At 45.2% G+C, this 23,144-nt stretch carries 20 protein-coding genes and 2 pseudogenes; 10 read left to right on the plus strand and 12 right to left on the minus strand.

Annotated elements, in window-relative coordinates; all coding sequences use genetic code 11:
* Positions 1 to 150, plus strand: a pseudogene (locus H569_RS22130) (IS256 family transposase); the annotation flags it as partial.
* 196 nt (positions 151 to 346) lie between these two features.
* Here H569_RS22130 and H569_RS0103535 read toward each other — a convergent pair.
* Together H569_RS0103535 and H569_RS0103540 are read right to left on the minus strand one after the other, a co-directional pair.
* Positions 347 to 526, minus strand: a complete 180-nt coding sequence (locus H569_RS0103535; RefSeq protein ID WP_027363865.1) for a GNAT family N-acetyltransferase — start codon at positions 524 to 526, stop codon at positions 347 to 349.
* 161 nt (positions 527 to 687) lie between these two features.
* The gene (locus tag H569_RS0103540; RefSeq protein ID WP_027363866.1) at positions 688 to 1,596 is read right to left on the minus strand and encodes a hypothetical protein; all 909 of its coding nucleotides are present in this window, start codon (positions 1,594 to 1,596) and stop codon (positions 688 to 690) included.
* A 257-nt stretch (positions 1,597 to 1,853) separates the two neighbouring features.
* Between H569_RS0103540 and H569_RS0103550 the strand changes: the two genes are divergently transcribed.
* Complete coding sequence (locus tag H569_RS0103550; protein ID WP_027363867.1) at positions 1,854 to 2,915, plus strand: glycosyl hydrolase family 18 protein; 1,062 nt, start codon at positions 1,854 to 1,856, stop codon at positions 2,913 to 2,915.
* A 104-nt stretch (positions 2,916 to 3,019) separates the two neighbouring features.
* Here H569_RS0103550 and H569_RS0103555 read toward each other — a convergent pair whose 3' ends face one another.
* A complete protein-coding gene (locus H569_RS0103555) occupies positions 3,020 to 4,498 on the minus strand; it encodes a 4-hydroxyphenylacetate 3-hydroxylase family protein (RefSeq protein ID WP_027363868.1) in 1,479 nt (492 codons plus the stop codon).
* Positions 4,499 to 4,905: 407 nt separating this feature from the next.
* Between H569_RS0103555 and H569_RS0103560 the strand changes: the two genes are divergently transcribed.
* A complete protein-coding gene (locus H569_RS0103560) occupies positions 4,906 to 5,796 on the plus strand; it encodes a YitT family protein (RefSeq protein WP_238492455.1) in 891 nt (296 codons plus the stop codon).
* Positions 5,797 to 6,039: 243 nt separating this feature from the next.
* On the opposite strand, the gene H569_RS23470 is transcribed toward H569_RS0103560, so the two are convergent.
* The 7 genes from H569_RS23470 to rocD form a co-directional block, all read right to left on the minus strand.
* Positions 6,040 to 6,876 carry a methyl-accepting chemotaxis protein gene (locus tag H569_RS23470; protein ID WP_027363870.1) on the minus strand — a complete coding sequence of 279 codons (837 nt, stop codon included), beginning with the start codon at positions 6,874 to 6,876 and terminating at the stop codon, positions 6,040 to 6,042.
* Between the two features lie 289 nt (positions 6,877 to 7,165).
* Complete coding sequence (locus H569_RS0103570) at positions 7,166 to 7,657, minus strand: DUF2680 domain-containing protein (protein WP_027363871.1); 492 nt, start codon at positions 7,655 to 7,657, stop codon at positions 7,166 to 7,168.
* 108 nt (positions 7,658 to 7,765) lie between these two features.
* Entirely contained in the window at positions 7,766 to 9,163 is a 1,398-nt protein-coding gene (locus H569_RS19060) for a sensor histidine kinase (RefSeq protein ID WP_027363872.1), read from the minus strand.
* Positions 9,160 to 9,912, minus strand: a complete 753-nt coding sequence (locus H569_RS0103580) for a response regulator transcription factor (RefSeq protein WP_309294769.1) — start codon at positions 9,910 to 9,912, stop codon at positions 9,160 to 9,162. The genes H569_RS19060 and H569_RS0103580 overlap by 4 nt, the downstream gene beginning before the upstream one ends.
* 99 nt (positions 9,913 to 10,011) lie before the next feature.
* The gene (locus H569_RS0103585) at positions 10,012 to 11,223 is read right to left on the minus strand and encodes a cystathionine gamma-synthase family protein (RefSeq protein WP_207637516.1); all 1,212 of its coding nucleotides are present in this window, start codon (positions 11,221 to 11,223) and stop codon (positions 10,012 to 10,014) included.
* Between the two features lie 29 nt (positions 11,224 to 11,252).
* Entirely contained in the window at positions 11,253 to 12,134 is an 882-nt protein-coding gene (locus H569_RS0103590; protein WP_027363875.1) for an isoaspartyl peptidase/L-asparaginase family protein, read from the minus strand.
* Between the two features lies 1 nt (position 12,135).
* Entirely contained in the window at positions 12,136 to 13,203 is a 1,068-nt protein-coding gene (rocD, locus tag H569_RS19065) for an ornithine--oxo-acid transaminase (RefSeq protein ID WP_081410860.1), read from the minus strand.
* On the opposite strand from rocD, the gene H569_RS19070 reads away from it, so the two are divergent.
* The gene (locus H569_RS19070) at positions 13,193 to 13,675 is read left to right on the plus strand and encodes an ABC transporter substrate-binding protein (protein WP_238492459.1); all 483 of its coding nucleotides are present in this window, start codon (positions 13,193 to 13,195) and stop codon (positions 13,673 to 13,675) included. The two genes, rocD and H569_RS19070, sit on opposite strands and share 11 nt — an antisense overlap.
* Positions 13,676 to 13,745: 70 nt before the next feature.
* Positions 13,746 to 13,988, plus strand: coding sequence for a creatininase family protein (locus tag H569_RS23545; RefSeq protein WP_407638023.1), 243 nt, complete (start codon positions 13,746 to 13,748; stop codon positions 13,986 to 13,988).
* Between the two features lie 150 nt (positions 13,989 to 14,138).
* Here H569_RS23545 and H569_RS23550 read toward each other — a convergent pair.
* Together H569_RS23550 and H569_RS0103610 are read right to left on the minus strand one after the other, a co-directional pair.
* A pseudogene (locus tag H569_RS23550) lies at positions 14,139 to 14,666 on the minus strand (ABC transporter ATP-binding protein); the annotation flags it as partial.
* A 14-nt stretch (positions 14,667 to 14,680) separates the two neighbouring features.
* Positions 14,681 to 15,313 carry a GntR family transcriptional regulator gene (locus H569_RS0103610; protein WP_027363877.1) on the minus strand — a complete coding sequence of 211 codons (633 nt, stop codon included), beginning with the start codon at positions 15,311 to 15,313 and terminating at the stop codon, positions 14,681 to 14,683.
* A gap of 911 nt (positions 15,314 to 16,224) precedes the next feature.
* Here H569_RS0103610 and H569_RS0103615 point away from each other — a divergent pair.
* The 5 genes from H569_RS0103615 to H569_RS0103635 all read left to right on the plus strand — a co-directional run bounded on the left by H569_RS0103615 (position 16,225) and on the right by H569_RS0103635 (position 23,025).
* Positions 16,225 to 17,829 (plus strand): acyl-CoA dehydrogenase family protein, encoded by a 1,605-nt coding sequence (locus H569_RS0103615; protein WP_027363878.1) that lies wholly within the window; start codon positions 16,225 to 16,227, stop codon positions 17,827 to 17,829.
* 28 nt (positions 17,830 to 17,857) lie between these two features.
* The gene (locus H569_RS0103620) at positions 17,858 to 19,366 is read left to right on the plus strand and encodes a long-chain-fatty-acid--CoA ligase (RefSeq protein ID WP_034629403.1); all 1,509 of its coding nucleotides are present in this window, start codon (positions 17,858 to 17,860) and stop codon (positions 19,364 to 19,366) included.
* A gap of 604 nt (positions 19,367 to 19,970) precedes the next feature.
* Positions 19,971 to 21,494, plus strand: a complete 1,524-nt coding sequence (locus H569_RS0103625) for an aldehyde dehydrogenase family protein (RefSeq protein WP_027363880.1) — start codon at positions 19,971 to 19,973, stop codon at positions 21,492 to 21,494.
* A 5-nt stretch (positions 21,495 to 21,499) separates the two neighbouring features.
* Positions 21,500 to 21,829 carry a DUF779 domain-containing protein gene (locus H569_RS0103630; protein WP_027363881.1) on the plus strand — a complete coding sequence of 110 codons (330 nt, stop codon included), beginning with the start codon at positions 21,500 to 21,502 and terminating at the stop codon, positions 21,827 to 21,829.
* 5 nt (positions 21,830 to 21,834) lie between these two features.
* Positions 21,835 to 23,025: an iron-containing alcohol dehydrogenase gene (locus H569_RS0103635; RefSeq protein ID WP_027363882.1), complete on the plus strand. Its 1,191-nt coding sequence runs from the start codon at positions 21,835 to 21,837 to the stop codon at positions 23,023 to 23,025.
* Positions 23,026 to 23,144: the final 119 nt, after the last annotated feature.

Below are 23,144 nucleotides of genomic sequence, written 5' to 3' on the forward strand. Positions count from 1 at the left end.
CCGACTGATGATGCCTTGAAAAAGATTATTTACCTGGCCACCGTTGAAGCAGCCAAAAAGTGGACCATGCCTGTTAAAGACTGGAAGAACTGCATCTCACAGTTCGCCATATATTTTGGGGATAGATTGGAAACTGAGTTGGCCATATAAGTTAGCCTGGCGATTAACCGACGGCAGCCCTTGACATGGAGCCTCCAGGCCTGTGTTTCCAGGAGGCCGCGGGGAGTCCACGCTGTGCGTTGGCCTCCCGCCCAAATAGGCTAACACAGGCCTCTCTCCATGTAAAGGGCTGCCTGGCTGTTTCTAATTAACCCCAGTTTTATCTTAACCATTTACACGAAAATATTCACACTCCCTCCATTACCCAGATAGGGCGTTTTTCGGGCTCGTGCTCGTGGAACCAGGCCACCTTGCTTGCAACAGTTACCGGGCTCGTATCAGCGGTAACCATTCTGGAAGGTATAGTAGAATTATAAATATCTACTATTGCAGGTAAATCATTTTGGCAGGCATTTCGTATTATCATGCTATCTAACACTCCCTTAACTTTATGAATGACTACGTCTATTATATATTTCAAAAAAAGAGCTCAGAAATATGAAAATTAAATATTTGATTTGTTCCTGAAAACAAAAAAGCCTTTACCTGCACAAGCTGGTAAAGGCAATTGATTAGGGTGAAAGGATCTTAATCCTTAAATTTTTGAAGCAAATCTTTATACGTTTCGTCAAACCGCTCGTAAGGAACCTGGCAGGTCCCAACATTCTCATGGCCGCCGCCACCGTAACCAAGCATTACCGAACCTATATTTACTTTGGAGCTTTTGTTAAAAATACTCTTTCCACAGGTAAAAACGCAATTATTTAATCTGCCGTCAACGATCCAGATACTTATATTCACATCTGGATATAAAGCATAAGGAATAAAGCGGTTCCCCGAATAAATGGGATCAACGCTTCGAAGATCTGTTACCAGAACGTTATGATGTACTGTAGAGTGCTTCCTTACCATCTTTTTAAATAACTCCATTTGCTCCATATACAATTCGACTCTTTCCCTAACGTCATAGTCTTCCATTATCTCATTAATTTGCTTATGGCGAATGTCATTAGCCAGTTTCTCCATGAGCTGGTAATTGCTGATTCTAAATTGGCGGAATCGCCCGAGCCCTGTCCGGGGGTCCATAATAAATGCCAGCAGCACCCAACCCTGCGGGTGCAAAACCTCGCTCACACTAAATTGCGCAGAATCAGCCTTGTCAACGGCTTCCATCAGTTCATCAAAACCAGGGCCAAATTTTTCACGTCCTCCATAATACTCGTAAATAACCCGGGCACATGAGGGGGCAGGGGCGGATTTCCCTTGATATTGTTCTTTCAGACTCCCCCGCTCTTCTTCCGAGCTATGGTGGTCAAACCAATATCCACAACCCTTGGCATATGGTACATTGGCCAGGATATCATTTGAACCTACTTCGATTAGTCCATCTTGAACATCTTTGGGGTGAACAAATTTAAAGGAGTCAACCAGATCTAGTTCCAACAATAGCGCGGCGCAAGCCAGGCCGTCAAAATCAGAACGAGTAAGCAATCTCATTGCCGAAGCACCTCCAATTATCGTATCAAAACAGGCGTATCAAATAACAATGGCAATGGCACATTTTCTACAAACCTTAAAAATATTCCTTTATTTAATAATTTTTCTTTTGTTATAGAAGGCCGCTGCTCAACGTCGTTTTTTACGCTGGCGGCATTGAAACAGCCCACGGTATTTATGGCAAGGCGATACATTTTAAAAGAACTTTTAGGGCATTTTAATTTTAATATTAAACCTTTTCAGAGGAGTGGAACTATGTGAAAAAAAATAAATTAGTTTACCTTACTGCTTTTTTAATTATTTTTACTATCCTGGCAGGCTGCAGCAAAGCCAAAAAACCACTGTTTCCCGGTTTACAAACGCGACCCGGTGTCAGCGGGTTTTACGTTAATGACCCGGCCGGTTACGATTCATTGCCTTCATTAAAAACTCACGCTAATGTGTTGAATGAAGTTTACCCTTTGTGGTATCACGTAAAAGTAGATGGTTCCCTTAAAGAAGAACCAAATCAAGAGGCAATCAATATTGCCAGGAAAAACAAGGTTAAAATACTGCCTTTAATCAATGTGGTACCAAGTCAGGATACCGTTTTACGCAATCAGGCAGCCCGGGATAATGCCATCGCCAACATCGTGAGGGTTGTGAAACAAAATAACTATGATGGTGTAAATGTCGATTTTGAATTTGTTCCAACAACCGGCCAACAAGATTTCCGGGTTGATCGTAAAGAAATGACTGAATTTATGAAGCTGCTAAACCGGCAGCTGAAGAAAATGGGTAAAGAAACCCATATGTGTGTTCTTCCGCACGTAGGAGTGTCGCCGGAAATGTCCGGAGTGTACGACTATGGTGGCCTGGCGCCTTACGTCGATAAAGTTACTATTATGTGTTATGATCACAGCCAAGCGGGAAGCCCGCCAGGGCCGCTGGCGCCTTTTAGCTGGGTGGAACAAAATATTATAACAGCCACCAAGCAGGGCTTTAAACCTTCACAGATATGCCTTGGCGTAGCAACCTATGGCTATGACTGGCCATCGGGAAAAACAGGCGGGTTTTCAGCACCGACCAAGGAGATCATGCAGCGAGCCTATATGAAGGGTTATAATATTAGATGGAGCAACAGCTATAATGAACCTTATTATTCCTATACAGGTGAAAATGGCGAGAAAAGAGAAGTATGGTTTGAAAACGCATCTACCTTGCAAACAAAAATAGACCTGGTTAAAAAGTATAAGCTTGCAGGAATCTGTATCTGGAGATTAGGCTTCGAAGAACCAAAATTCTGGAATATAGTCGTCAAAAACTGGGGTACAAAGTGAGATTTAAAAAAGAGGAAGGAGGGATAAATTCCGCCTTCCTCTTTTAACTACCATACCTTGGTAACCACATACTTTGTTTTGCCGGCCTTTTGTTGCCTTTAAACTTATTTCTTGCCTTGCCTTGGTTTCATGCCGGCAATTTCCCTGACAATGTCCTTCTTGGACTCAATGTCGTACTGGCTGGTGATAGCGATTTGCTCCATAATTGGAGAGCCGCCGCCGTGGTAAGCGCCGTAAAGCATTGATCCCGCGGATGCTGAAAGACCGAAATCGATGAAATTCAGCCAGAATTTGATTTGCTCCTCAACAGGGATCTTTGGATTTCTGTTGAGGTATTTTTCCAGCAGGGCTTTGGTTTCCGGGTTGGCCAGGTCCTTTTCAAATGGGAAGGTCGCGGGCAAACCACCTGCGATATTGCACAATATCTCTTGCTCGTGGAATACCGCCTCGCCGGTCAAACACCTGCCAACATTGGCGTAGATGGAGTGGGGGATGTAGCTGCCGGGACCATACGGCACATTGCCCACGCCCGGCATGTAAACCTCGGGCTTGGCCAGGTCGGATGCAGTGTAACCGGCCGCGTAGCCGAGCTCACCTGTCATGATCAGTTTGGACAGCATTTCGCGTACATGGGGCGTTTTCTCTATGCCGTTAATTTCAGCAGCCAGGGCGGCTAAACCGATCACATAATCAAGCATCGCGGGTTTGCAGCCGGAATAAGAATGGCGGTGGAACAGCGCAAACAGCAGTGCGGCTATGCCGCCGTGCACGGTTTCCCCACACAGGAACACGCGCTCCCAGGGGACAAAGCAGTCATCAAAAATCACATAAGAATCCGTATAGCCGACTTCAATTCCCTTCTGATAATGTTCGCGCTTGCGGGTGTTATGAATATGGACAACCTGCTTGACGCCTTCATAGTCCGATGGGACCGCAAAACACACCGCATAGGCTTCTTCGCCCTTTTTAAGGGCCCGGTTCGGTACCACCAGGATTTCATCAGAGATTGATGCTTCAGAGATATGGACCTTGGAGCCGCGGACAATAATGCCGTCACTGCGTTCCTCCACCACGTGCACATACATATCAGGGTCGGCCTGTTCGGCCGGCCGCTTTAAACGCTCGCCCTTGACGTCGGTCTGCGCGCAGCTGGCAACGAGGTCTTCAGTTTGAAAGCGCTCCAGCCATTTCAACCAGTTGTCATAGTAGGCGGTTTTGGCCTTGGGGGACTTCTGCGCTTCGAAAGATACGGCGTTGATTGCATTGGCCGCGTCAACACCCATGCAACGCTGGATGCATTGCCCCACCTTGTTGCACAAAAACCTTGTCATGTCCTGCTTTTTATGCAGGTCCTCCTTGTTCTGGTGAATGTGGTTGAAACGGTTGATAGTTTGCCCGGTAAGGTGGGACGTGGCAGTGCAAAGATCTTTGCTTTCCGGGTCCCATGCCGCGTCAAAGGTCAAAGCCATAACGTTAATGGCTGGTTGTTGACGCTCGTCCAGCCTGTCAATTTTCTCACCATTGCAGTAGAGGTTACGGTTCATTTTACCTAACCTCTCAATGTACTGCTCCCTTGTTCTCATGATTATAACTCCTTTCTTTATAAAGCACTTTATCCTGCGCGTTATTTCACCGAGTAGCCGGGACATGCGGGCTAGGAAGAGAATTAGCTTTCTTCTTTTATGAATAGTGAATTATAGCAAGATCCATGCCAACTAATATATCTCATAAGCAACAAAACCTGTGAGACATCTGAAAAGCGTTTATTTGGCTGAAGCAAATTGTTTAGACAAAAAAAATGATCAAAAAAAGATTAACATGGTTGTTAAAAATGTGAACATAGGTGAACATGGCAAATCTTAACCAGGCGAATTTTAAATATAACGTGTCAGTCTATTTTAAACGGGAAATAAATAATATTACAAGCATGTTATCACATTATTGCGGGCATTGAAATCTTTGGGGTCAACTATTATTGGGAGTGATACGCTTGATTGACGCAATGGATTATTTGCATAAACTTAATATTAGTCCTGCCGGTGTAAAAAGGGCCGCGGTCAACCTGTTGATGATCAGCATTGGCGCATTTATAGCGGCAATAAGCATCAACGCCCTGGTTATTCCTTACCACCTGATTACAGGCGGGGTATCCGGTTTGGCGATTATACTTAAATATGTTATCAATACGCCTGTGTATATAATGATATTAGTGCTTAATGTCCCTATTTTCTGGTGGGGATACCGGGAAATTAACAAGCGATTTTTATTTTACAGTCTGGCCGGAACCATTCTCCTAAGCGCCATGCTTCCCATTACCCGCAACTTGATTACCGTACCTAAATTGGATATGGTGCTGGTCGCTATATTTGGCGGCGTTTTAAATGGAATAGGGTTTGGTCTCATTTTCAAATTTCAAGGCAGTACCGGGGGAACCGACATAATAGCAGTAGTAATGAGGAAGAAAAAAAACCTCGGGCTTGGCGAGGTCGCTTTCTATTCAAACCTAATAATAATCGTAATATCCTTATTGTTTTTTCCCGTTGAAACCGGCTTGTATACAATAATATCCATTTTTGTGGCCGGTAAGGTTGTGGACTCGGTTATTACAGGATTAAACACCAACAAATCCGTTATCATTATATCGGAGCAAACCACGCACATAGCCGACCGGATTATTAATGAGATGCACCGCGGTGTGACTTTCTTTTCAGGACACGGCGCTTATTTAAAAAAGCAGAAATCCGTCTTAAATTGCGTTATTAACCGCTTTGAACTGGCCCGCCTTAAGGAAATCGTGTTGAACATTGATCCAAATGCGTTTATGTATATCTCTGATGCCAGCGAAGTATTAGGCAAAGGCTTTACTGGCCAGAACAAATAAGATATTTATAAAAGCATCTCCAGCACTATTTAACAAGCTAAACTATTGTCTCCGTTTACTAAGGGGTTATAGCTTTAACAACCTCTGGAGATTCCCTCCCAGAATTAATTCTTTTTCATAGTCGCTGATTTCAAGTTCATAAACCTTTCGCAGGTTCTTTCCAAGGTTGTCTTTACCAAAGGCGTGTCAGAGGAATGGGCATGACCGTCAATAATCATTCCATTGCCTCTGCTCATTTATTAGTTATAAGATCTTTTCAGCCAGATCTTTCAGCTGATCTGACAAGTCAGCCAGTTTTCGGCCACTGGCGGCAATTTGTTCCGTCTGGGCCGCCTGTTCCTCGCTGATGGCAGCAAAATCATTTACAGATGAAATTATATTTTCAATATCTTCTCTGATCATTTTTAAGGTATTTGTAATTTCAGCCGCGGATACCTTACTGTTCTGTGCCAGTTTTCTTATCTCCTCAGCTACCACCATAAACCCCCGGCCGTGTTCGCCAGCTCTTGCCGCTTCTATGGCAGCGTTAAGTCCCAGCAGGTTTGTTGTTTCTGCAACATTTTTGATGTACTGAAGGATTTCATCGGTTTTTCGGATGCGCTCCTGAGCACTTTTAACTACCAAGCTGATTTCCTGGCTGTTGCTTGCCAATGCCTGGGATGCGCCGGCCAATTCCCCGGTGGAATCGGCCAGTTCCCCGGCAAAGGTCTGTAATGAATCATACATTTGCTTAAGATTTTGCTCATTTTCTTGGGATACGGCAAAAAGTATTGTACCCAATGTGTTTCCGGTGTGCTCGTTGATTACCGGTATGGCATAAGAAATTATGGGGAAACCATAGACTTCCTTTGGTATCTTATTCACCTGTTTTTCCCCGGTTTTCATCGCAGTAGCCGAAGGACCGTCCTTTGAAAGCGCGCTATCTCCTTTAATAGTAAGCCTAAAAGTTTTGGCCGGAATAATTGCTACAAACTTTTCTTTGTCAGTCAGACCCATGGCTACGTCAGCTGAAAAAAGTGAAGGCAACAGCGGGAAAACATTTTTTATAGATTCAAAGTACACTTCGTCGCTGATAGACATTAAATTTCACCTTTCTACGAAAAATCTATGAATGATTTATTGCATCACTCCAATTTAACAATTTTCTACATTTAAGAAAAATTTCCTTCATCTTATTAAAGTTTTCCTTTTATTCTTTATGGCAAAAGCCTAGAATTTATCCCCTTACCAGGGCTCGCACAGTTGCAGCAGTATCTTTCGTTAAAAAAGAACCGTGGCAGCCGTACATATGGAAAAAAAGAGCACCACTAAAGTGGCACTCCTGATGTAAAAGGTTTATTTGCATTAGTTATTTAAAAAATACAATTTATTACCTGTTAACGCATATTCCGTATCCCATGCCACCACCGGCACCGTTTCTCATTCCGGCACCTATGCCGGCCCATTGTCCCCTGTTCATTCCTCTTCCCATGCCAATCCCCTGTCCAAAGCCTGCGCCATATTTTCCGCCGATGCCGGCATTGCCGGTTCCATCACAGGCAGCCTGGTTGTTTTTAATGTTATTATATATTTGGTCTGCCTGCTCCTGTGTAAGACTGCCGTCCGCCACGCGCTGGTCTAAAACCGCCTTCTTTTGCTCCAGCATCTGGGCTTTGAACTCGTCCAGTTTTCCAGCTTCACTGGCAATGGTGCCAAAGGTTTTTCCTGTAGAACGTTCAGCATAAAGTTCCTCAACTGTTTTTCCTGTCAGGCCGGATACTATTTCCGCAGGCGTCTTGACCGTTGCCGCATAAGCGGCCCCCGCCGCGCCCATCACCCCTACTGTTGCCATTACTGCAATAAGCTTCTTGAGGTTTTTCATTAAAATTTCACTCCTTTTTTGATTTGGTTGAGCTTATGTTTTTATTTTAAGGAGCAATTGTGATAAAAGTTTGATAGAAACCTGAAAGAATAATGAAAGCTATAAATATTATTTTTTCAGTTCAAACCAGAAGGTCGTGCCAACATCCTTTTTACTTTCCACACCATAAACAGCCTGGTGGGCTTCAAGCACGCTTTTGACAATAGCCAGTCCCAACCCTGTCCCCATTGCTCTTTTTCCCCTTGCTTTATCCGACTTGTAGAACCTGTCCCAAATTTGGGGAAGGTCCTCCTCCGGTATGCCGCTGCCTGTGTCCGATACCTCAATCCGGACGTAGTTCGGGCTATCTATCATCTTGACTGTGATTGTCCCGCCTTCGGGTGTATGATTGAATCCATTATTAATCAGGTTAAAAAGCACCTGCCCGATTCTTGCTTCATCGGCCTCAACCTGCGCAGCACCGGCACCTTGCCGTACAATTTGCACACCTGTGTTAGCACTTAATAAGTGAAAGCGTTTCACAACGTTATCGATAGTTTCCTTTATCGGAAAACGGCTTATATTGAGTTCAAAATAGCCCGCCTGCAACTGGGAAAGGTTCAAAATATCGTCCACAATTCTACTGAGGCGTTCTGTTTCTTCAATAATAATGGCAATGTGTTTTTCCCTTTTTTCCGGCGAATTCCCGGTTACATCCCGTATGGTTTCTGCATACCCTTTGATCAGGCTTAACGGAGTGCGGAGTTCGTGAGATACATTGGCTATCAAGTCTTTCCTGAGTTGTTCAATTTTAGAGAGCCGTTGTCCCAAATAATTTATTGTTTCTGCTAGCTTACCGATCTCATCCTGTTTTTTTGATTTTATCCTGGCTGAAAAGTCTCCCGAAGCCAGTGTTTCAGAAACCTGCTTGATTTCAAGAATGGGTCGGGTAAAACTACGGGAGATGAGGTAGGAAATCAACAGGGCAGCTGCCAGGAGGATAATAGTTATATAAAAAAGCTGCCATTTTAGTATCGAGGCCGTATCCTCAACCGGCGCCAAAGGCATGTTGATGATCAGCACGCCTGATATTTCCCCCGGGATTTTAACCGGTAGGCCAATCAACATGAATTTGTTACCGAAACGGGGGTGGGTTAAGGGAATTGCAACCTGCTTGCCAACCAGGGCCTCATGAAAAGCCTCGGCCCTGGCCCTGTTATTCATCATCGGCAAATGCCCGCTTGACCCTACAGGGCCTGCTGTATAGATATTCTTCCCGCCTGAATTCAGCAATTCCACACTAAGGTTGTTATTAAAGGCAAAGGCATTAAGCCTGTCTTCAAATTCAGATTTGTTTCCATTACTAAGCAATCCAATGATGGACATACTTTCTTTTTTTATTTCAGATATGCGCATCCGGGTATAAAAGTTTTCAAGGAAAACAATCTGGAAAAACCAAAGCAGCAACAATACAATTAAAACAAGCACCATCATGCCGGCCCAGAGCTTAAGCGCTATACTTTTCATTTCTTGCCTCTTGTATCAAATTTATAGCCTATACCCCAAACAGTTACTATAAACTTTCTATAATCAGCCAGGCTTTCCCTCAGCATTTTCACATGAGTATCCACGGTTCTATTATCACCTGTGAAATCATAACCCCATACAGAATTAAGCAGCTGTTCCCTGGAAAACACCATGTTCGGGTTTTGAGTAAAGAAGCTCAACAATTCATACTCTTTTGGCGTAAGGTTCACTGGATTACCGTCAACATATACATTTCTTGAATTATATTCTATAACAAGACCTTCAAAACTGATACTGTCCTTGTTTTGATTGCTTTCACCCGCCGTTGAGCTTCTGCGTATTATCGCTTTCATGCGGGCCAGCAGTTCCTTGGGGCTAAAGGGCTTAACAATGTAATCGTCCACACCCAGTTCAAAGCCAAACAGCTTGTCATACTCCTCCCCCCTGGCAGTCAGCATGATTACAGGAACCTGGGAGGTCTTTCTAATTTCCTTGCAAACGCTCCAGCCATCCATCCTGGGCATCATTACATCAAGAATAACCAGTGCATATTCATGCTGTTTAAAAAACCTTAAAGCTTCAATTCCGTCTGAAGCTTCATCTATGGCGTATCCCTCCAAACTGCTATATTCTCTGATTATTTCCCTGATCCGTTCTTCGTCATCTACAATAAGAATTCTTATTCCTTTATTGCTGTCCTTACTATCACTAAGCCCCCGGTCAACGGCTGTTTTATTTGTCAAACTCAATCAAAACACCCCTGTTTTAAGTATGGATCCTCACTTCTTCCTCAAATCAGCAATCAAAATTTATACTTAATTTTCCTCCCCCGCCAGCTGACCAGCTTGCTACGAGAGATGTTTAAAAGCTTGTTCTAAATCATTAATCAGGTCCTCTACATCTTCAATACCTACGGAGATTCTAACTAAGCCGTCAGGAATTCCCATTGCCTTACGCTCTTCCGCTGTACATTCCACATGGCTTGTTGTTCTGGCAGGCCCATATGTTGTTTCTACAGCACCAAGGTTGGCTGCCCGGTGGGCATATTTTAATTTAGGCAGTAAAATTCCAACAGCATCCATTCCACCTTTTAAGGCAAAGCTGAGCATCCCGCCAAATCCACGCATTTGTTTCTTTGCCACATCGTGATTTACGTGATTTTCTAAGCCTGGATAATAAACTGCCGCAACAGCATCTTTTGTTTGAAGGTATTTTGCTATTGCCATTGCGCTTTGTTGTTGGCGCTCAACTCTAAGTTTTAACGTTTTCATCCCCCTCAGTAACAGATACGCCGCCCAGGGATCCAGGGATGCTCCATTGATTTCCCTGTAGTGATAAACCTTTTCCACTAATTCCCTGCTTCCGCATGCCACACCACCTAATGCATCAGCATGTCCACCTAAAAATTTAGTTGCACTGTGCAGCACTAAATCAGCACCTAACTGCAAAGGATTTTGATTTATAGGAGTGGCAAAGGTATTATCTACAACTACTAAAGCACCGGCAGCTTTTCCTGCCCCGGCCACACGTTCAATATCTGTTATTTTTACTGTAGGGTTGGTTGGTGTTTCAAGATATACAACTTTACAACCTTTTTTAATTTCTGCCTCAATCGCTTCATGGTCCCCTGTGGGACAAAGTGTAACCTCAATGTTCATAGCCGGCAAAAATTCTAAAAAGATTTTATTGGTTCCGCCATAGGTATCCTTTATGGATACAACTCTGTCTCCAGGCCTCAAAAATGTATATAATGTGTTGCTGATAGCAGCCATTCCGCTGGAAAAACTCGTTGCTGCTTCTGCCCCTTCTAAAGCACAAACTTTATCTTCAAATGCCTGAACTGTTGGATTTGTATTACGTCCGTAAATGTGGCCGGGTTTTTTCCCAACAGCTACATCATACCATTCATCCATATCGTCATAGGTATAAGCAACACTGACTACCACAGGCACCTGTGTAGCTCTATGGACCCGTTGTTCTTCTTCACCTGCCCAGACAACTTTTGTTCCCATTCCTGCTTCTAAAGAATTGTGATGTGGCATTGTTTCTCCTTCTCTCATGTTTTTTCTCCCCAAGTCAACCAAAAAAACTAAGCTATTCTTGTTGCCTCAAAATCCTTAATCACTTGTCCGTCTCTGACCAGGGCAAGTGGAAAACTGTTAGAATTATGAACTGCGGCAACGTTGGCTTTATTATCTACAACCAAAATACCTCCATTTGCATTGATTGATTTTAACCGGTTTATTGTAGCCTTAGCCGCATCATGGACGGAGACTCCTTGAGAAATCAAATTTACCGCCCACGCGGCTCCCTGTAATCTTATAAACGCTTCTCCCAAACCTGTACAAACAGCTGCCCCATAAGGTGAAGCGTAAATTCCTCCGCCAATAACAGGGGTATCCCCGACCCGGCCTGGGAGTTTAAGAAATGAGCCGCCCGTGCTGGAAGCTGCTGCAGGGTTACCGTCACATACCGCAATACACCCTACAGTATCACATGACTTGGGTAATCCCGTAAATGGGCTAAAACTTTTTATTTCACCGGCTATAGCTTTTTCCCAGAATTGTTTTTGCTCTTTTGTAACCGGGTCAAAGGGTAAAAAGCCTTTTTGAGCAGCAAAACGGTTGGCACCATTCCCTACCAGTAAAACATGGGACGTTTCTTCCATTACTTTTCTGGCAACGCAGACGGGATTTCTTACACCTTTAATTCCAGCAACGGCCCCACACCGGTAGCTTAATCCATCCATAATTGCCGCGTCCATTTCCACTTCTCCGTCCAGGTTAAGCACTGAACCAAACCCTGCATTAAACAAAGGATCATCTTCCAGTACCATGATGGTCTTCTCGACTGCATCTATCAAACCCTTCTCGAGTTCCGCATACCCGGTAATGGCAGCTTGCTGCAGGGAATCAAGATATAGAGGATCGCAACTGGTTTCCACACTTCCATGCACTATGATCACATTCATCTTACATTTCCCCTAAAACCGTTTTAATTTTTTCAAGGGCCCAATCTAATTCTTTCTTGGTAATAATTAATGGTGGTGCAAAGCGTATTGTTTGTTCGTGGGTTTCTTTACATAAAATCCCCAACGGCATTAACTTTTCGCAAAACGGCCGGGCAGTCCCAAATTCCGGTTTTATCTCCACCCCAATTAATAAACCTTTACCACGTACCTCTTTAACGTAGGGACTATCTAATTTTTTTAATTCTTCCAAAAAGTAGTTTCCCAATTCTTTCGCTTTCTGCGGCAGGTTCTCTTCCAGCAATACTTCGATGGATGCAATCCCAACTGCCGCTGCCAGAGGATTTCCACCAAACGTCGAACCATGGTCACCTGGATTGAAAACATCCATTATCTCCTTATCTGCTAAAACAGCCGAAACAGGGTATACCCCTCCCCCGAGGGCTTTCCCTAATATTAAAATATCCGGAACTATACTCTCATGTTGAAAGGCAAACATTTCACCGGTTCTACCCAGACCGGTTTGGATTTCATCTAACATTAGTAATATGTTATGTCTGCTGGTAACCTCCCTAATTTCCTTTAGATAACCGCCAGGGGGTACTATCACACCGCCCTCACCTTGTATTGGCTCCACTAGAAAGCCTATAGTATTAGGGGTAATTGCTTCCTCCAAGGCCCTGGTGTCTCCAAAAGGAATAGCCCTAAAACCAGGGGTATATGGTCCGAAACCGAATCTATACTGGTCTTCCGTTGAAAAACTAATAATTGTCACTGTCCGACCATGAAAGTTGTTATAACAAACAATAATCTCACCCATATTTTCAGGAATATTTTTTTTAAGGTAACCCCACTTTCTTGCAACCTTAATGGCCGTTTCAACTGCCTCAGAACCTGTATTCATGGGTAATGCTTTTTCAAAACCTGCTACCTGGCATATTAACTTTAAGAATAGTGCTAATTTATCGTTATAAAACGCTCTGGAAGTAAGTGTTAATTGCCTGGCTAAAGTCCTCTTTGTTTCAGCGCAGCCCGATAAATGCGGCCTTGTTGTTAAACAACTGCGTGACATGGGAGTTGACACTCCGGTAATTGGCGGTGACGGATATGATACTCCTGATTTGGTGAAATTAGGTGGGGTTCCTCAGACTAACAATACTTACTTTACCACTCACGTTTCATTAGGTAATACAGATGGCAGCGTAACGAAATTTGTTGATGCTTATAAAAGTAAATATAATAAAGAACCGGAAAACGCTTTTGCAGCTCTGGCATATGACACCATGTATTTAATTGCTGATGCTATTAAACGCGCCGGCAGCGATGACCCAACAGCTATTCGGGATGCTTTGCTGAAGACAGATGGGTTTAAGGGAGTCACAGGTACTATTTCTTATAAAGACGGCAGTCGGGTTCCGCTTAAGAGCGTTACAATAATGAAAGTGATAATGGTAAGTTTGAGTTTGTTAAAGAAGTTCTTCCAAACTAGCTGGTTAGAGCAGGAGGGTAAATATGGGTTACATTGGTACAAACATGACCGGTAATCAATACATGAACAATAACATTGATAAAGTAATCATAGGGATTGGATCTTTTGAAAATCACGGTTATCATATGCCTTTCGGTACAGATGCTCTAATTTCCAATAAGTTGGCGGAAAAGGTCGCCGAACAGGTCGAAGGCCTAATGGTTCTTCCGCCAATCAATTATGGATTTAGTTCACATTATAATGGTTTTCCCTTTGTGGTAAGCCTTAGTGTTGAAACCATTACCACTGTAATCAAAGAGATCCTGCTTGAAGTAATTCGCAATGGCATTACTAAAATAATCATCCTTAATGCCACGATGGTAACATAGCAGTACCTGAATTTTTTCACATAAGTTCATAACAAATTTCATGTCATGTTCAATTAAAAAAATAGTTAGATCGAATTTATCCCTTAGGTACCTTATCAGACCCATTAATTCTGTTGATTCACTCGGATTCATGCCTGCCGCCGGCTCATCAAGCAGCAGAATCTTTGGTCTTACTGCCAGTGCCCGGGCAATTTCCAGTTTCCTCTGTTGACCGTATGGGAGGTTTCGTGCCTTCATGTCTTTGGCGTGAATTAACCCCATTGTTTCAAGAAGTTCAAGGGACTGGTCCACAAGATGCTTCTCTTCTCTAAGAAATGAAGGTGAGCTAAGCAAAACGGACATAAAGTTATATTTCTTTTTAATTTGCGCTGCGATTAAAACATTTTCAAGAACAGTTAAGTTCTTAAACAACCTTATATTTTGAAATGTCCTGCATATCCCTAAATGAGCTATTTGATCCGCCCTTATCCCTGTGATATTTTTTCCTTCAAAATAAATATTTCCCGACGTGCTTTTAACCATTGAAGTTAAAAGATTGAAGGTTGTGGTTTTACCGGCCCCGTTCGGACCGATAAGCCCTCTTATTTCACCCGGACTAATTTTAACTGAATAGTTTGAAACAGCTTTTAAACCTTTATACTGTTTTGTTAACTCAATTGCTTCCAACAATACGTTCACTTCTTAACCTCCAATTAAATCGCTTTCATAATACGATTTCTACTGGCTTCAATTTGGGCTATCACTACTTTTCTGGCGTTATCACCATCTCGACTTTGAATACATTGAACTAATTCTTGATGCTCTCTATACATATCGGACGGGTCACCTGTGATTAAATCGGAATAAAGAACCCTTTGCAGTTGATTAAGCACAATAGATAAAAATTTGCATAAATACTGATTTCCCGACCCCTTAGCTATAGTCATATGAAAATCATAATTGATACGCATAAACGCATATGTATTTTCTTGATTGTCCTGACATTCCCGGGAAAGTTTTATTAAATTATTTAACCATTCAGATGATATATTTTTAGCAGCCATTTCAGCTGCTGAACCCTCCAGAATTATCCTCATCTGAAACAGGTCTAACAGGTCTTTTACATCCACCCTGTTGACTAAAAAGCCCTTTTGGGGCAACAATTCAACGAGTCCTTCATGTTTTAATGCATTTAAACTGTCTCTAACAGGAGTCTTGCTGACATTAAATCGTTCTGCCATTTCACCAACGGTAATAATGTCACCTGGTAACAGCTTGTTGTAAATTATCAGATCTTTTAATTGTTGATATACATCATGTGTTAAAGATTTTTTTTTATTTTTCATTGTTTTCGATCTCCATAATTCAATCTCTCAGGATGGATTTTAATATTTATCTTTTATTTATTTTTCACCCCCACCACCATAACTAAAAACTATTAGTGATTTGCTGCAACACACCTGTGCGTTTTTTGGAGCCTGATACAAATGGTTCCTGATTAAAAAGGTATTTGTCTGAATATTTAAAATAATTTGCCTTGGCCCTGCTCCTTGGCCCTGCTTAATGTTTTGCTTGCCTAAATGAAAAATACTAATGATATTTCAGAGATATATCACTGGGGGGCACAAAAACACATATAAAATTTTTTACCTATAAACATAGCACATCAATACTTATTTAGCTTACGTATTAGCTGCACAAATCTCACAAAAAATAAAAGCCTTTCCCGGAAATAACATCATTCATACCGAAAAAGGCTCCTTCGCCATACAAGTTGCAACATTGCATAGTTAATAATTGCTATGTAATATTTTTTACAAGTTAGCACAAAAATGGGCTACTGTCAATAATTTTTTTTATTCGAACTGTGAGCACGGCGTTATGTACTCTAGCCGACCAAATTCAATTTAGGCTGTTATGGCTGTCTCTTGTCTTCGCCTGAATGAGGTCTTGAATTTCATTTTCCATGGGTTTCTTCTCCTCTGTTTTGGTTTCCTCCCGTTTGCTAATTATAGCTTACAGGAGTATCTCGTGATTGTCTGACCCCGCTTTGTGAGGACAAATGTCCTCAATTCAAATAATACTTTTCTCCCCATGAGCAAGACCAATCTTTACTTAATACCAACAGGAATATTCGTAGCACCATGTAAACACTGTTTATATATATAAATACTGTTGACAATAATTAATTTTGTTTGCTATCATCCAAATATATAAACTATTTAGTTAATTCTTTCAAAAGAAAGGAGCATGCTGCATGAGTTTCCCAGACCGTAACAATCCCTACAATTTTGATGTATTTCTGGCCCAAAGAGATAATTTTGATTTTTACCGGGACGACCCTTTTCTTCAGAGGATTGTTCAAAACTATGTTGGCGATGAATGGGAACAGCTGCACGAAAAACTATTGGCCTTTTCTCCCAAGGTATCTTTCAGGTGGAGGGACATGGCCGATGGTATAGCGCGGCCCGAAGTCCACCCCCACATGCTGCATTATGACGCCCACAATCACCGGATCGACCGCATCGTTCGCCCTCTGGAAACATCGGTGTTGGAAAAAGAAATTTTCTCCGAAGGGTTGTTCTCCAGCCGGACAACTCCCTGGGAAAGTTTTGTCAAGCGGCTCTTGATTCATCAAATTGGCGAATTTGGCGTCACGTGCCCCCTGGCCTGTACCGAGGGGCTGATAGCCCTGGTCGAGCATTACCCGAACCACGGCATCCCTGAACTGGACAGGATCCTCCGGCATTGCAAAGAAGGAATTAACGGTGATTTCGGCATCGGGGCGCAGTTCATGTCCGAGATACAGGGCGGCTCCGACATCCCGTCCAACTTGCTGGAAGCCGTGCCTGACGGAAAAAATTACAGGCTTTACGGGAATAAATTTTTCTGTTCCGCCATGCATGCCGATTATGCCGTGGTGACAGCCAAGGTAACCGGCAGTGAAAAAGTCGGCACATTCGTAGTGCCGGCCTGGCTGCCCGGCGACAAGGAAAAAGAGCGGCGGAACGGGTATACGATCAACCGGCTCAAGTGGAAAATGGGCACTTGCGAATTGCCCACGGCGGAAGTCGACTATGACGGGGCAGTCGCTTATGCCGTCGGCCCCACCGATAAAGGGGTGGCCAATGCCGTCGGCATCGTGCTGACCCTGTCACGCATAGCCGTGGGCATTTCCAGCGGGGCGGCGATGCTGCGCGCCGCCAGGGAAGCCCGGCTGTACAGTGACTTCCGCGACGTTTTCGGCGGCAAAATCAGTCAATTCCCCCTAGCGGCACGCCAGGTCAAAGCATTGGAAGATACTTCCCAAAGAACAATTGCAGGCGCATTTAAACTTTATGACACTTATATCAAACTGGGCCGCAAACTTGTCCCCGGGCTTAAATCGGATGAGCCGTTGGAGATATTAAAGCAGCGCTTCATCCTGAGGGAACTTATTTTAATGCAGAAAATAACCACCGCTTACGAAGCTGTTGACGTGATACGCACGGCTTTAAGTATTTTTGGCGGGCACGGGGTGATGGAGGAATTTTCATCTCTGCCCCGGCTGTTCAGGGACGCCATGGTTAACGAATTATGGGAAGGCCCGCGTAATGTGTTGCTCACCCAAATCTACCGTGATCTGCAACGGGCCGACCAATGGTTTGATCCAAATGAATTCGTTAGAAATACACTGAACGGAGTAGCGCAGGAAAAAGTTGAGCGGTTTTCTGCAGCACTTAAGAGCCTGTTGGCCAGGCCGGTGCTGGCCGGTGTAAATGCGGATTCCCTGGAAGCGGCGGGCGAGTGGGAAGAATTCTGCGATGATTTCTTCAAGACCTACCAGGCTCAAGCACTGGCGGAAGCAGGCGAAGATAATTAATAATAAATGATAAATTGGGGGTGTAAATATGATTAACATTGGCACGATGTTGAGTAATCGCGCTTATCTTTCACCCAACCTTGAGGCGTTTGTAGGAGAAAATTACAGGTATACCTTTGACCAGGCCAATGCAAGGGTCAACCAGTTGGCCTCATACTTATTGGAGCAAAATATCAAACACGGTAAACGACTGGCCATATTGTGCAAAAACAACCAGTATTTTGCCACCGCCTTGTTTGCAGCGGCCAAAGCGGGCGCTGTTGCAGTCCCGCTCAACTGGCGCCTGCAGGCCAGGGAGCTGGCCTATATAATCAATGATTGCGGTGCTTCCTTGATCTTGTATGATTCAGAATTTAGTCCGGTGGTTGATAAATTACGTTCCCACATACCGGCGTGCCTGTTCATAAGAGCCGGTGGCGCCGGCCCTGACCCGGAATTTGAAGATATTCTTGCCGGAAAATCAGCGGAGGAGCCCAAGGAGGTAATGTCCGGAGATGATGATACGGCCGTGATAATGTATACTTCCGGAACCACAGGCAAGCCCAAAGGTGCCATGCTGGCGCACAGCAACTTTTTCGCAGCCTCAATCGGCCTTTCCCATACTATTGACTGGCGCTACCGCGACCGTTTCCTCGCTGTGGCCCCCTTTTTCCACATTGGAGGACTCGCTCCACTGGTGACCAATATACACAAGGGATGTACAATTGTATTCATGCCCAACTTTGATCCCTTGTCTGCTTGGGAGGTAATTGTTAAAGAGAAGATCAACAACTTAATGTCGGTCCCACTGATGCTGCAGGCCATGCTTAGAGTTCCGGGTGTGGAAAAGTTGGATTTAGGCGCTTTACGAACTATCATCTGCGGAGGGTCCCCGGTGCCGGACAGTTTAATCAAAGCGTACCTGCAGATGGGCATTAAAGTTGAACAGGTTTACGGAATAACCGAGTATTCGGGCGCCGTCACATTCTGGACCCATGACATGCCGCCGGGAAAAAGCGTTTCTATGGGCAAGCCTGTTTTCCACGGTGACATAAAAATTATCAATCCTGAAAACGGCAAAGAGCTTCCTCCTGGAGATATTGGTGAAATCCTTTGCGGTGGACCGCAGGTTTTCAAAGGATATTGGAATAACCGGGAAGCCACCGGTAATGCTATAGTTGATGGTTGGTATCACTCAGGGGACCTTGGAAAGAAGGATGAGGACGGTTTCGTTTATGTAATTGACCGCTTAAAGGATATGATTATCAGCGGCGGGGAAAATATTTATTCCGCTGAACTGGAAGCAGTAATCAACACCCACCCGGCGGTTGCTGAAGCAGCAGTGGTGGGAGTTCCTGACAGTAAGTGGGGTGAGATTCCCAGGGCATATGTAGTTAAGAAACCCGGCCTGGAAGTATCTGAAGAGGATATTGTCGGGATCTGCAAGCAAAATCTGGCCAGTTATAAATGTGTTAAAGAGGTTAAATTTATTGATGCGCTTCCAAGAAATGCTGTAGGCAAAATATTAAAAAATGTGCTTAAACAACAGTCCAACTAATCATATGGAATTATACCGTGATTTTTCCTTTAGCCATGTTAACTATTAGCAGCACATGCTTGGCCCAGTAAAGTACTTAGTTAACATGGCTACCTTTTATAATGGACCCAAGAATTTTGACACAAAACAGGGGTCTTAAGACACAAATGTCTGTTCGCAAAAAATATCACCGGTGGAAAAAGCAAGCTCTTGAAGGTCTGCCGTAGCTTTTTACTGATGAACGAAAGAGCCTGGATGCCATAAGAACCGGTTATGAAAAACAAATACAGGACCTCTATGCGGGAGTTGGCCGGCTAACCACACAGCTCAACTGGTTGAAAAAAAACTCTCGGACTGCGTTTCCGGGAGGCCAGCAGGGAAGCCACGCTGTGCTTGGGCCTCCCGCCTAAACAGGCTAACACAGGCCGCACTCCATGTAAAGGACTTCACAAGCTACCTTGACGATGAGGTCCACCTTGATGGTCTCCAGCAGCTTTTTAACAGCATTATTTTTGGATACTTTTTGATAACCAAGCAGGAATTGGTATGGTTATATGTAATATAGCAAGTACAACGATGGAATGGTCACTATATCGTAGCTAATCCATTAAAGGAGGTTGAAACCATGTCACAATTTTATCCGCTCTTTATCGGCGGCAAGAAAGTTTCTGCCCGCTCGGGTGAAACGTTTGAAGTCATTAATCCTTCCAACGGTAAAGTATGCGCAACCGTTGCAAAGGCGGGCGTGGAAGATGTAAACGAAGCAATTCACGTCGCCGGGGAAACGTTTGAGTCCGGGGTTTGGTGCCGGGTGCCGCCGGGCGAGCGGGCCGATATGATGTTCAAAATCGCCGACAGGATTGCCAAGCGGGCGCAGGAACTCGCCAGTCTGGAAACGACCCAATCGGGCGGCACACTGCGCAGAACTATGGGCAGCGATGTTCTGCTGCTGGCCCAGCAGTTTACCGTCACCGGCCAAATTTTAAATAATTTTCCCATCCGGGAAGAATTGCCGAGCATTGGCTGGCCCGGGCCGTCGATAAATATAATTGAGCGCGAACCGGTGGGTGTCTGCGGCTTGATTACCCCCTGGAACTTCCCGATGCTCCTGGCCGGGTGGAAACTGGCTCCCGCCATCGCCATGGGCAATGCTGTCGTCATCAAACCGGCATCAAATACACCTCTTACAACCCTCCTGCTGGCGGAAATTTTTCAGGAATGCGGTTTACCCGACGGGGTCGTCAATGTAGTTGCAGGACCCGGCGCTCTGATTGGAGAAGCCATCGTCACCCATGCCGGTGTGGACAAGATTTCCTTTACCGGCTCCACAGCGGTAGGCCGCCGCATTATGCAGCTGGCGTCTCATACAGTTAAGCGCGTAACACTTGAACTGGGCGGCAAAAGCCCGGCCATTGTGCTGCGCGACGCCGACCCGGACCTCGTGTCCGAGGGGGCGTTGTTTGCAACATTCCTGCACAGCGGTCAAATTTGCGAGTCCGGAACCCGCTTGATTGTACCGCGGGAATTGCAGGACGACATTGTGGACCGTTTGGTCGCCAAGGCTTCCACCATTACCATCGGCAACGCCATGGAGCTTACCACGGGTATGGGACCGGTCGTATCCAAAACCCAGCAGGAGACTATTCTCAATTACATTCAGGCGGGCCTTGACGAAGGCGCCACCCTGGCGTGCGGCGGAAAGATACCCGATTTGCCGGAGGCACTGGCGGGCGGCTTTTACGTCCAGCCCACAATTTTTAAGAATGTTGACAATTCTATGAAAATTGCACAAGAAGAGATCTTTGGACCGGTTCTCTGTGTCATTCCCTACGATACGGAAGAAGAGGCCGTCCGCATTGCCAACGACACCATCTATGGCCTGGCGGCGGGTGTCTGGAGCAAGAATGTCTCCAAGGCGCAGAATATCGGGCGCAAACTACGGGCCGGTACAGTCTGGATCAATGATTGGCATATGCTGCGGCCGGACGCGCCGTTCGGCGGCTACAAACAATCAGGATTCGGCAGGGAATCCGGCTATCAAGTGCTGTTTGAATACTCCCAGACCAAACACCTGCACACCTCCATGGTGCCCGACGTCAACCAAAGAACCTGGTACCGGCTGCTGTTCGACAGCTGGGCCACGAAATAGCCGCTATGCAAGTGCTGGCACATGATTCGGTTGCAGCGCTGCTGGAGAAGGTCCGGCGGGACAGGAAAGGCAACCTGCTCATTTATATTGGAGAAGGGTGCTGTGACGGCACCGCCCCGTACTTGTATGAAAATTTTATCGTGGAACCCACGGCGGTTCAAGCCGGCGTTGCGCATGGTGTGCCGGTTTACACCTCGCAGCGGTTGGCCGCCTTACATGCCGGTGAGACCTGGCTGTTGTCTGTGATTTCATCTGTGAGTGACAGTTTTTCCATTGCAAGTGACTATGGTCTTCAGTTAGTGCTGTCACCCCAACAACCGGAACAGGAGGGATGATACTAATGCCAACACAAACATATTTTCGGTTTGATTTTCGCACCTCTGTATCAGCAGGACCCGGTGCCCGGGCGTTTTTGCCGGCGCATATGAAAGAGCTTGCCGCCCGGCGCTGGATGATAATAACGGATCAGGGCATTGTAAATGCCGGAATTATTGATCAACTGATGGAATTATTTGCCGGGCCTCATGATTTGAACATCGTCACTGTATTTGATGAAGTTCTGCAGGATGCAAGAATGTCTCTGGTAAATAAAGCAGCGGAAACCGGCCGCCGTTTGGCCGTGGAGGGGATCCTGGCCGTCGGCGGCGGCAGTGTTCTGGACACGGCCAAAGGAGTTAAAATGCTGCTTGCCTCCGGTCTGACGGACATCGCAGACACTGTGCCGGCCAATAACGGGTTATATGCCGGAGAATTGGCCAAGCGGCCGGGGATACCTCACATCGCCATCCCCACCACTGCCGGAACAGGTTCCGAAGTTTCAACGATTGCCGTCTTTTTCAATGAAAGAGACCACGTGAAGGCCAATTTGCTGCACCCATACATCAATGCTGATATCGCTATACTGGACCCCGAATTGACTGTGGGACTGCCGCCTAAAATTACCGCCTTCACGGGATTGGACGCCCTCACGCATGCCATCGAAGGTGTGGCGTGGCAATATCAAGGACAGATGTATGATGCTTTAGGACTGCAGGCAATTCGTTTGATTGAGCGGAACCTGGCGACGGCTGTTGCCAACGGTGCAGATGTTGACGCCCGGATGAACCTTTTGACCGCCAGCTGTATGGCAATCATGTCGTTCCCGGGACTGGGGGCCATCCCGGTGCACAACTGCGCCCACGCGCTGGGTGCGATGTACAACATTCCGCACGGGCTGGCCAACGCCGTGCTGCTGCCCATCGTAATGGAGGCGCTGCCGGAAATCTATCTGCCAAAGATCAGTGTATTGGCAGATGCATTCGGAATCAAGGAAAAAGCCTCACCGGAAGAGCTGCACCAAATGACTGTAGACAAAATTAGAGCGCTCCTTCGTGAGACGGGCCTGCCTGCAAACTTCCTCGAGTTCGGACCAAAACCCGAAGAGATGCAGCAAGCCATTATGAACGTGTTAACCGACCCGGCCGGTTTAGTCTTCAAGATACCGCTCGAACGTCTCATCAAAATACTGAGTAAGGCCTTGTTTGGCATGTAGAAATGACATGGGGACATTCCTACGCTGGTGACATTCCCCGAAGGGGTGTGTCACCTCTACCGCCATAGGTGTGTCCCCCTTTTTTTATATCACCGTTGAAGCCAAATTTCCAACCCCAT

The organism is Desulfotruncus alcoholivorax DSM 16058, assembly GCF_000430885.1.
Taxonomy (GTDB): Bacteria; Bacillota; Desulfotomaculia; order Desulfotomaculales; family Desulfallaceae; genus Desulfotruncus; species Desulfotruncus alcoholivorax.

What these genes read in the sequence shown, in the direction of transcription:
- H569_RS0103590 (WP_027363875.1), bottom strand. Translation starts at nt 12,134, where the DNA reads ATGAATGTGATCATAGTGCATGGAAGTGTGGAAACCAGTTGCGATCCT.
- H569_RS0103535 (WP_027363865.1), bottom strand. Translation starts at nt 526, where the DNA reads ATGATAATACGAAATGCCTGCCAAAATGATTTACCTGCAATAGTAGAT.
- H569_RS0103585 (WP_207637516.1), bottom strand. Translation starts at nt 11,223, where the DNA reads ATGAGAGAAGGAGAAACAATGCCACATCACAATTCTTTAGAAGCAGGA.
- H569_RS23470 (WP_027363870.1), bottom strand. Translation starts at nt 6,876, where the DNA reads ATGTCTATCAGCGACGAAGTGTACTTTGAATCTATAAAAAATGTTTTC.
- H569_RS0103610 (WP_027363877.1), bottom strand. Translation starts at nt 15,313, where the DNA reads ATGAAAAATAAAAAAAAATCTTTAACACATGATGTATATCAACAATTA.
- H569_RS0103555 (WP_027363868.1), bottom strand. Translation starts at nt 4,498, where the DNA reads ATGAGAACAAGGGAGCAGTACATTGAGAGGTTAGGTAAAATGAACCGT.
- H569_RS19060 (WP_027363872.1), bottom strand. Translation starts at nt 9,163, where the DNA reads ATGAAAAGTATAGCGCTTAAGCTCTGGGCCGGCATGATGGTGCTTGTT.
- H569_RS0103615 (WP_027363878.1), top strand. Translation starts at nt 16,225, where the DNA reads ATGAGTTTCCCAGACCGTAACAATCCCTACAATTTTGATGTATTTCTG.
- H569_RS0103625 (WP_027363880.1), top strand. Translation starts at nt 19,971, where the DNA reads ATGTCACAATTTTATCCGCTCTTTATCGGCGGCAAGAAAGTTTCTGCC.
- H569_RS0103635 (WP_027363882.1), top strand. Translation starts at nt 21,835, where the DNA reads ATGCCAACACAAACATATTTTCGGTTTGATTTTCGCACCTCTGTATCA.
- H569_RS0103620 (WP_034629403.1), top strand. Translation starts at nt 17,858, where the DNA reads ATGATTAACATTGGCACGATGTTGAGTAATCGCGCTTATCTTTCACCC.
- H569_RS0103630 (WP_027363881.1), top strand. Translation starts at nt 21,500, where the DNA reads ATGCAAGTGCTGGCACATGATTCGGTTGCAGCGCTGCTGGAGAAGGTC.
- H569_RS0103570 (WP_027363871.1), bottom strand. Translation starts at nt 7,657, where the DNA reads ATGAAAAACCTCAAGAAGCTTATTGCAGTAATGGCAACAGTAGGGGTG.
- rocD (WP_081410860.1), bottom strand. Translation starts at nt 13,203, where the DNA reads ATGTCACGCAGTTGTTTAACAACAAGGCCGCATTTATCGGGCTGCGCT.
- H569_RS23545 (WP_407638023.1), top strand. Translation starts at nt 13,746, where the DNA reads ATGCCTTTCGGTACAGATGCTCTAATTTCCAATAAGTTGGCGGAAAAG.
- H569_RS0103540 (WP_027363866.1), bottom strand. Translation starts at nt 1,596, where the DNA reads ATGAGATTGCTTACTCGTTCTGATTTTGACGGCCTGGCTTGCGCCGCG.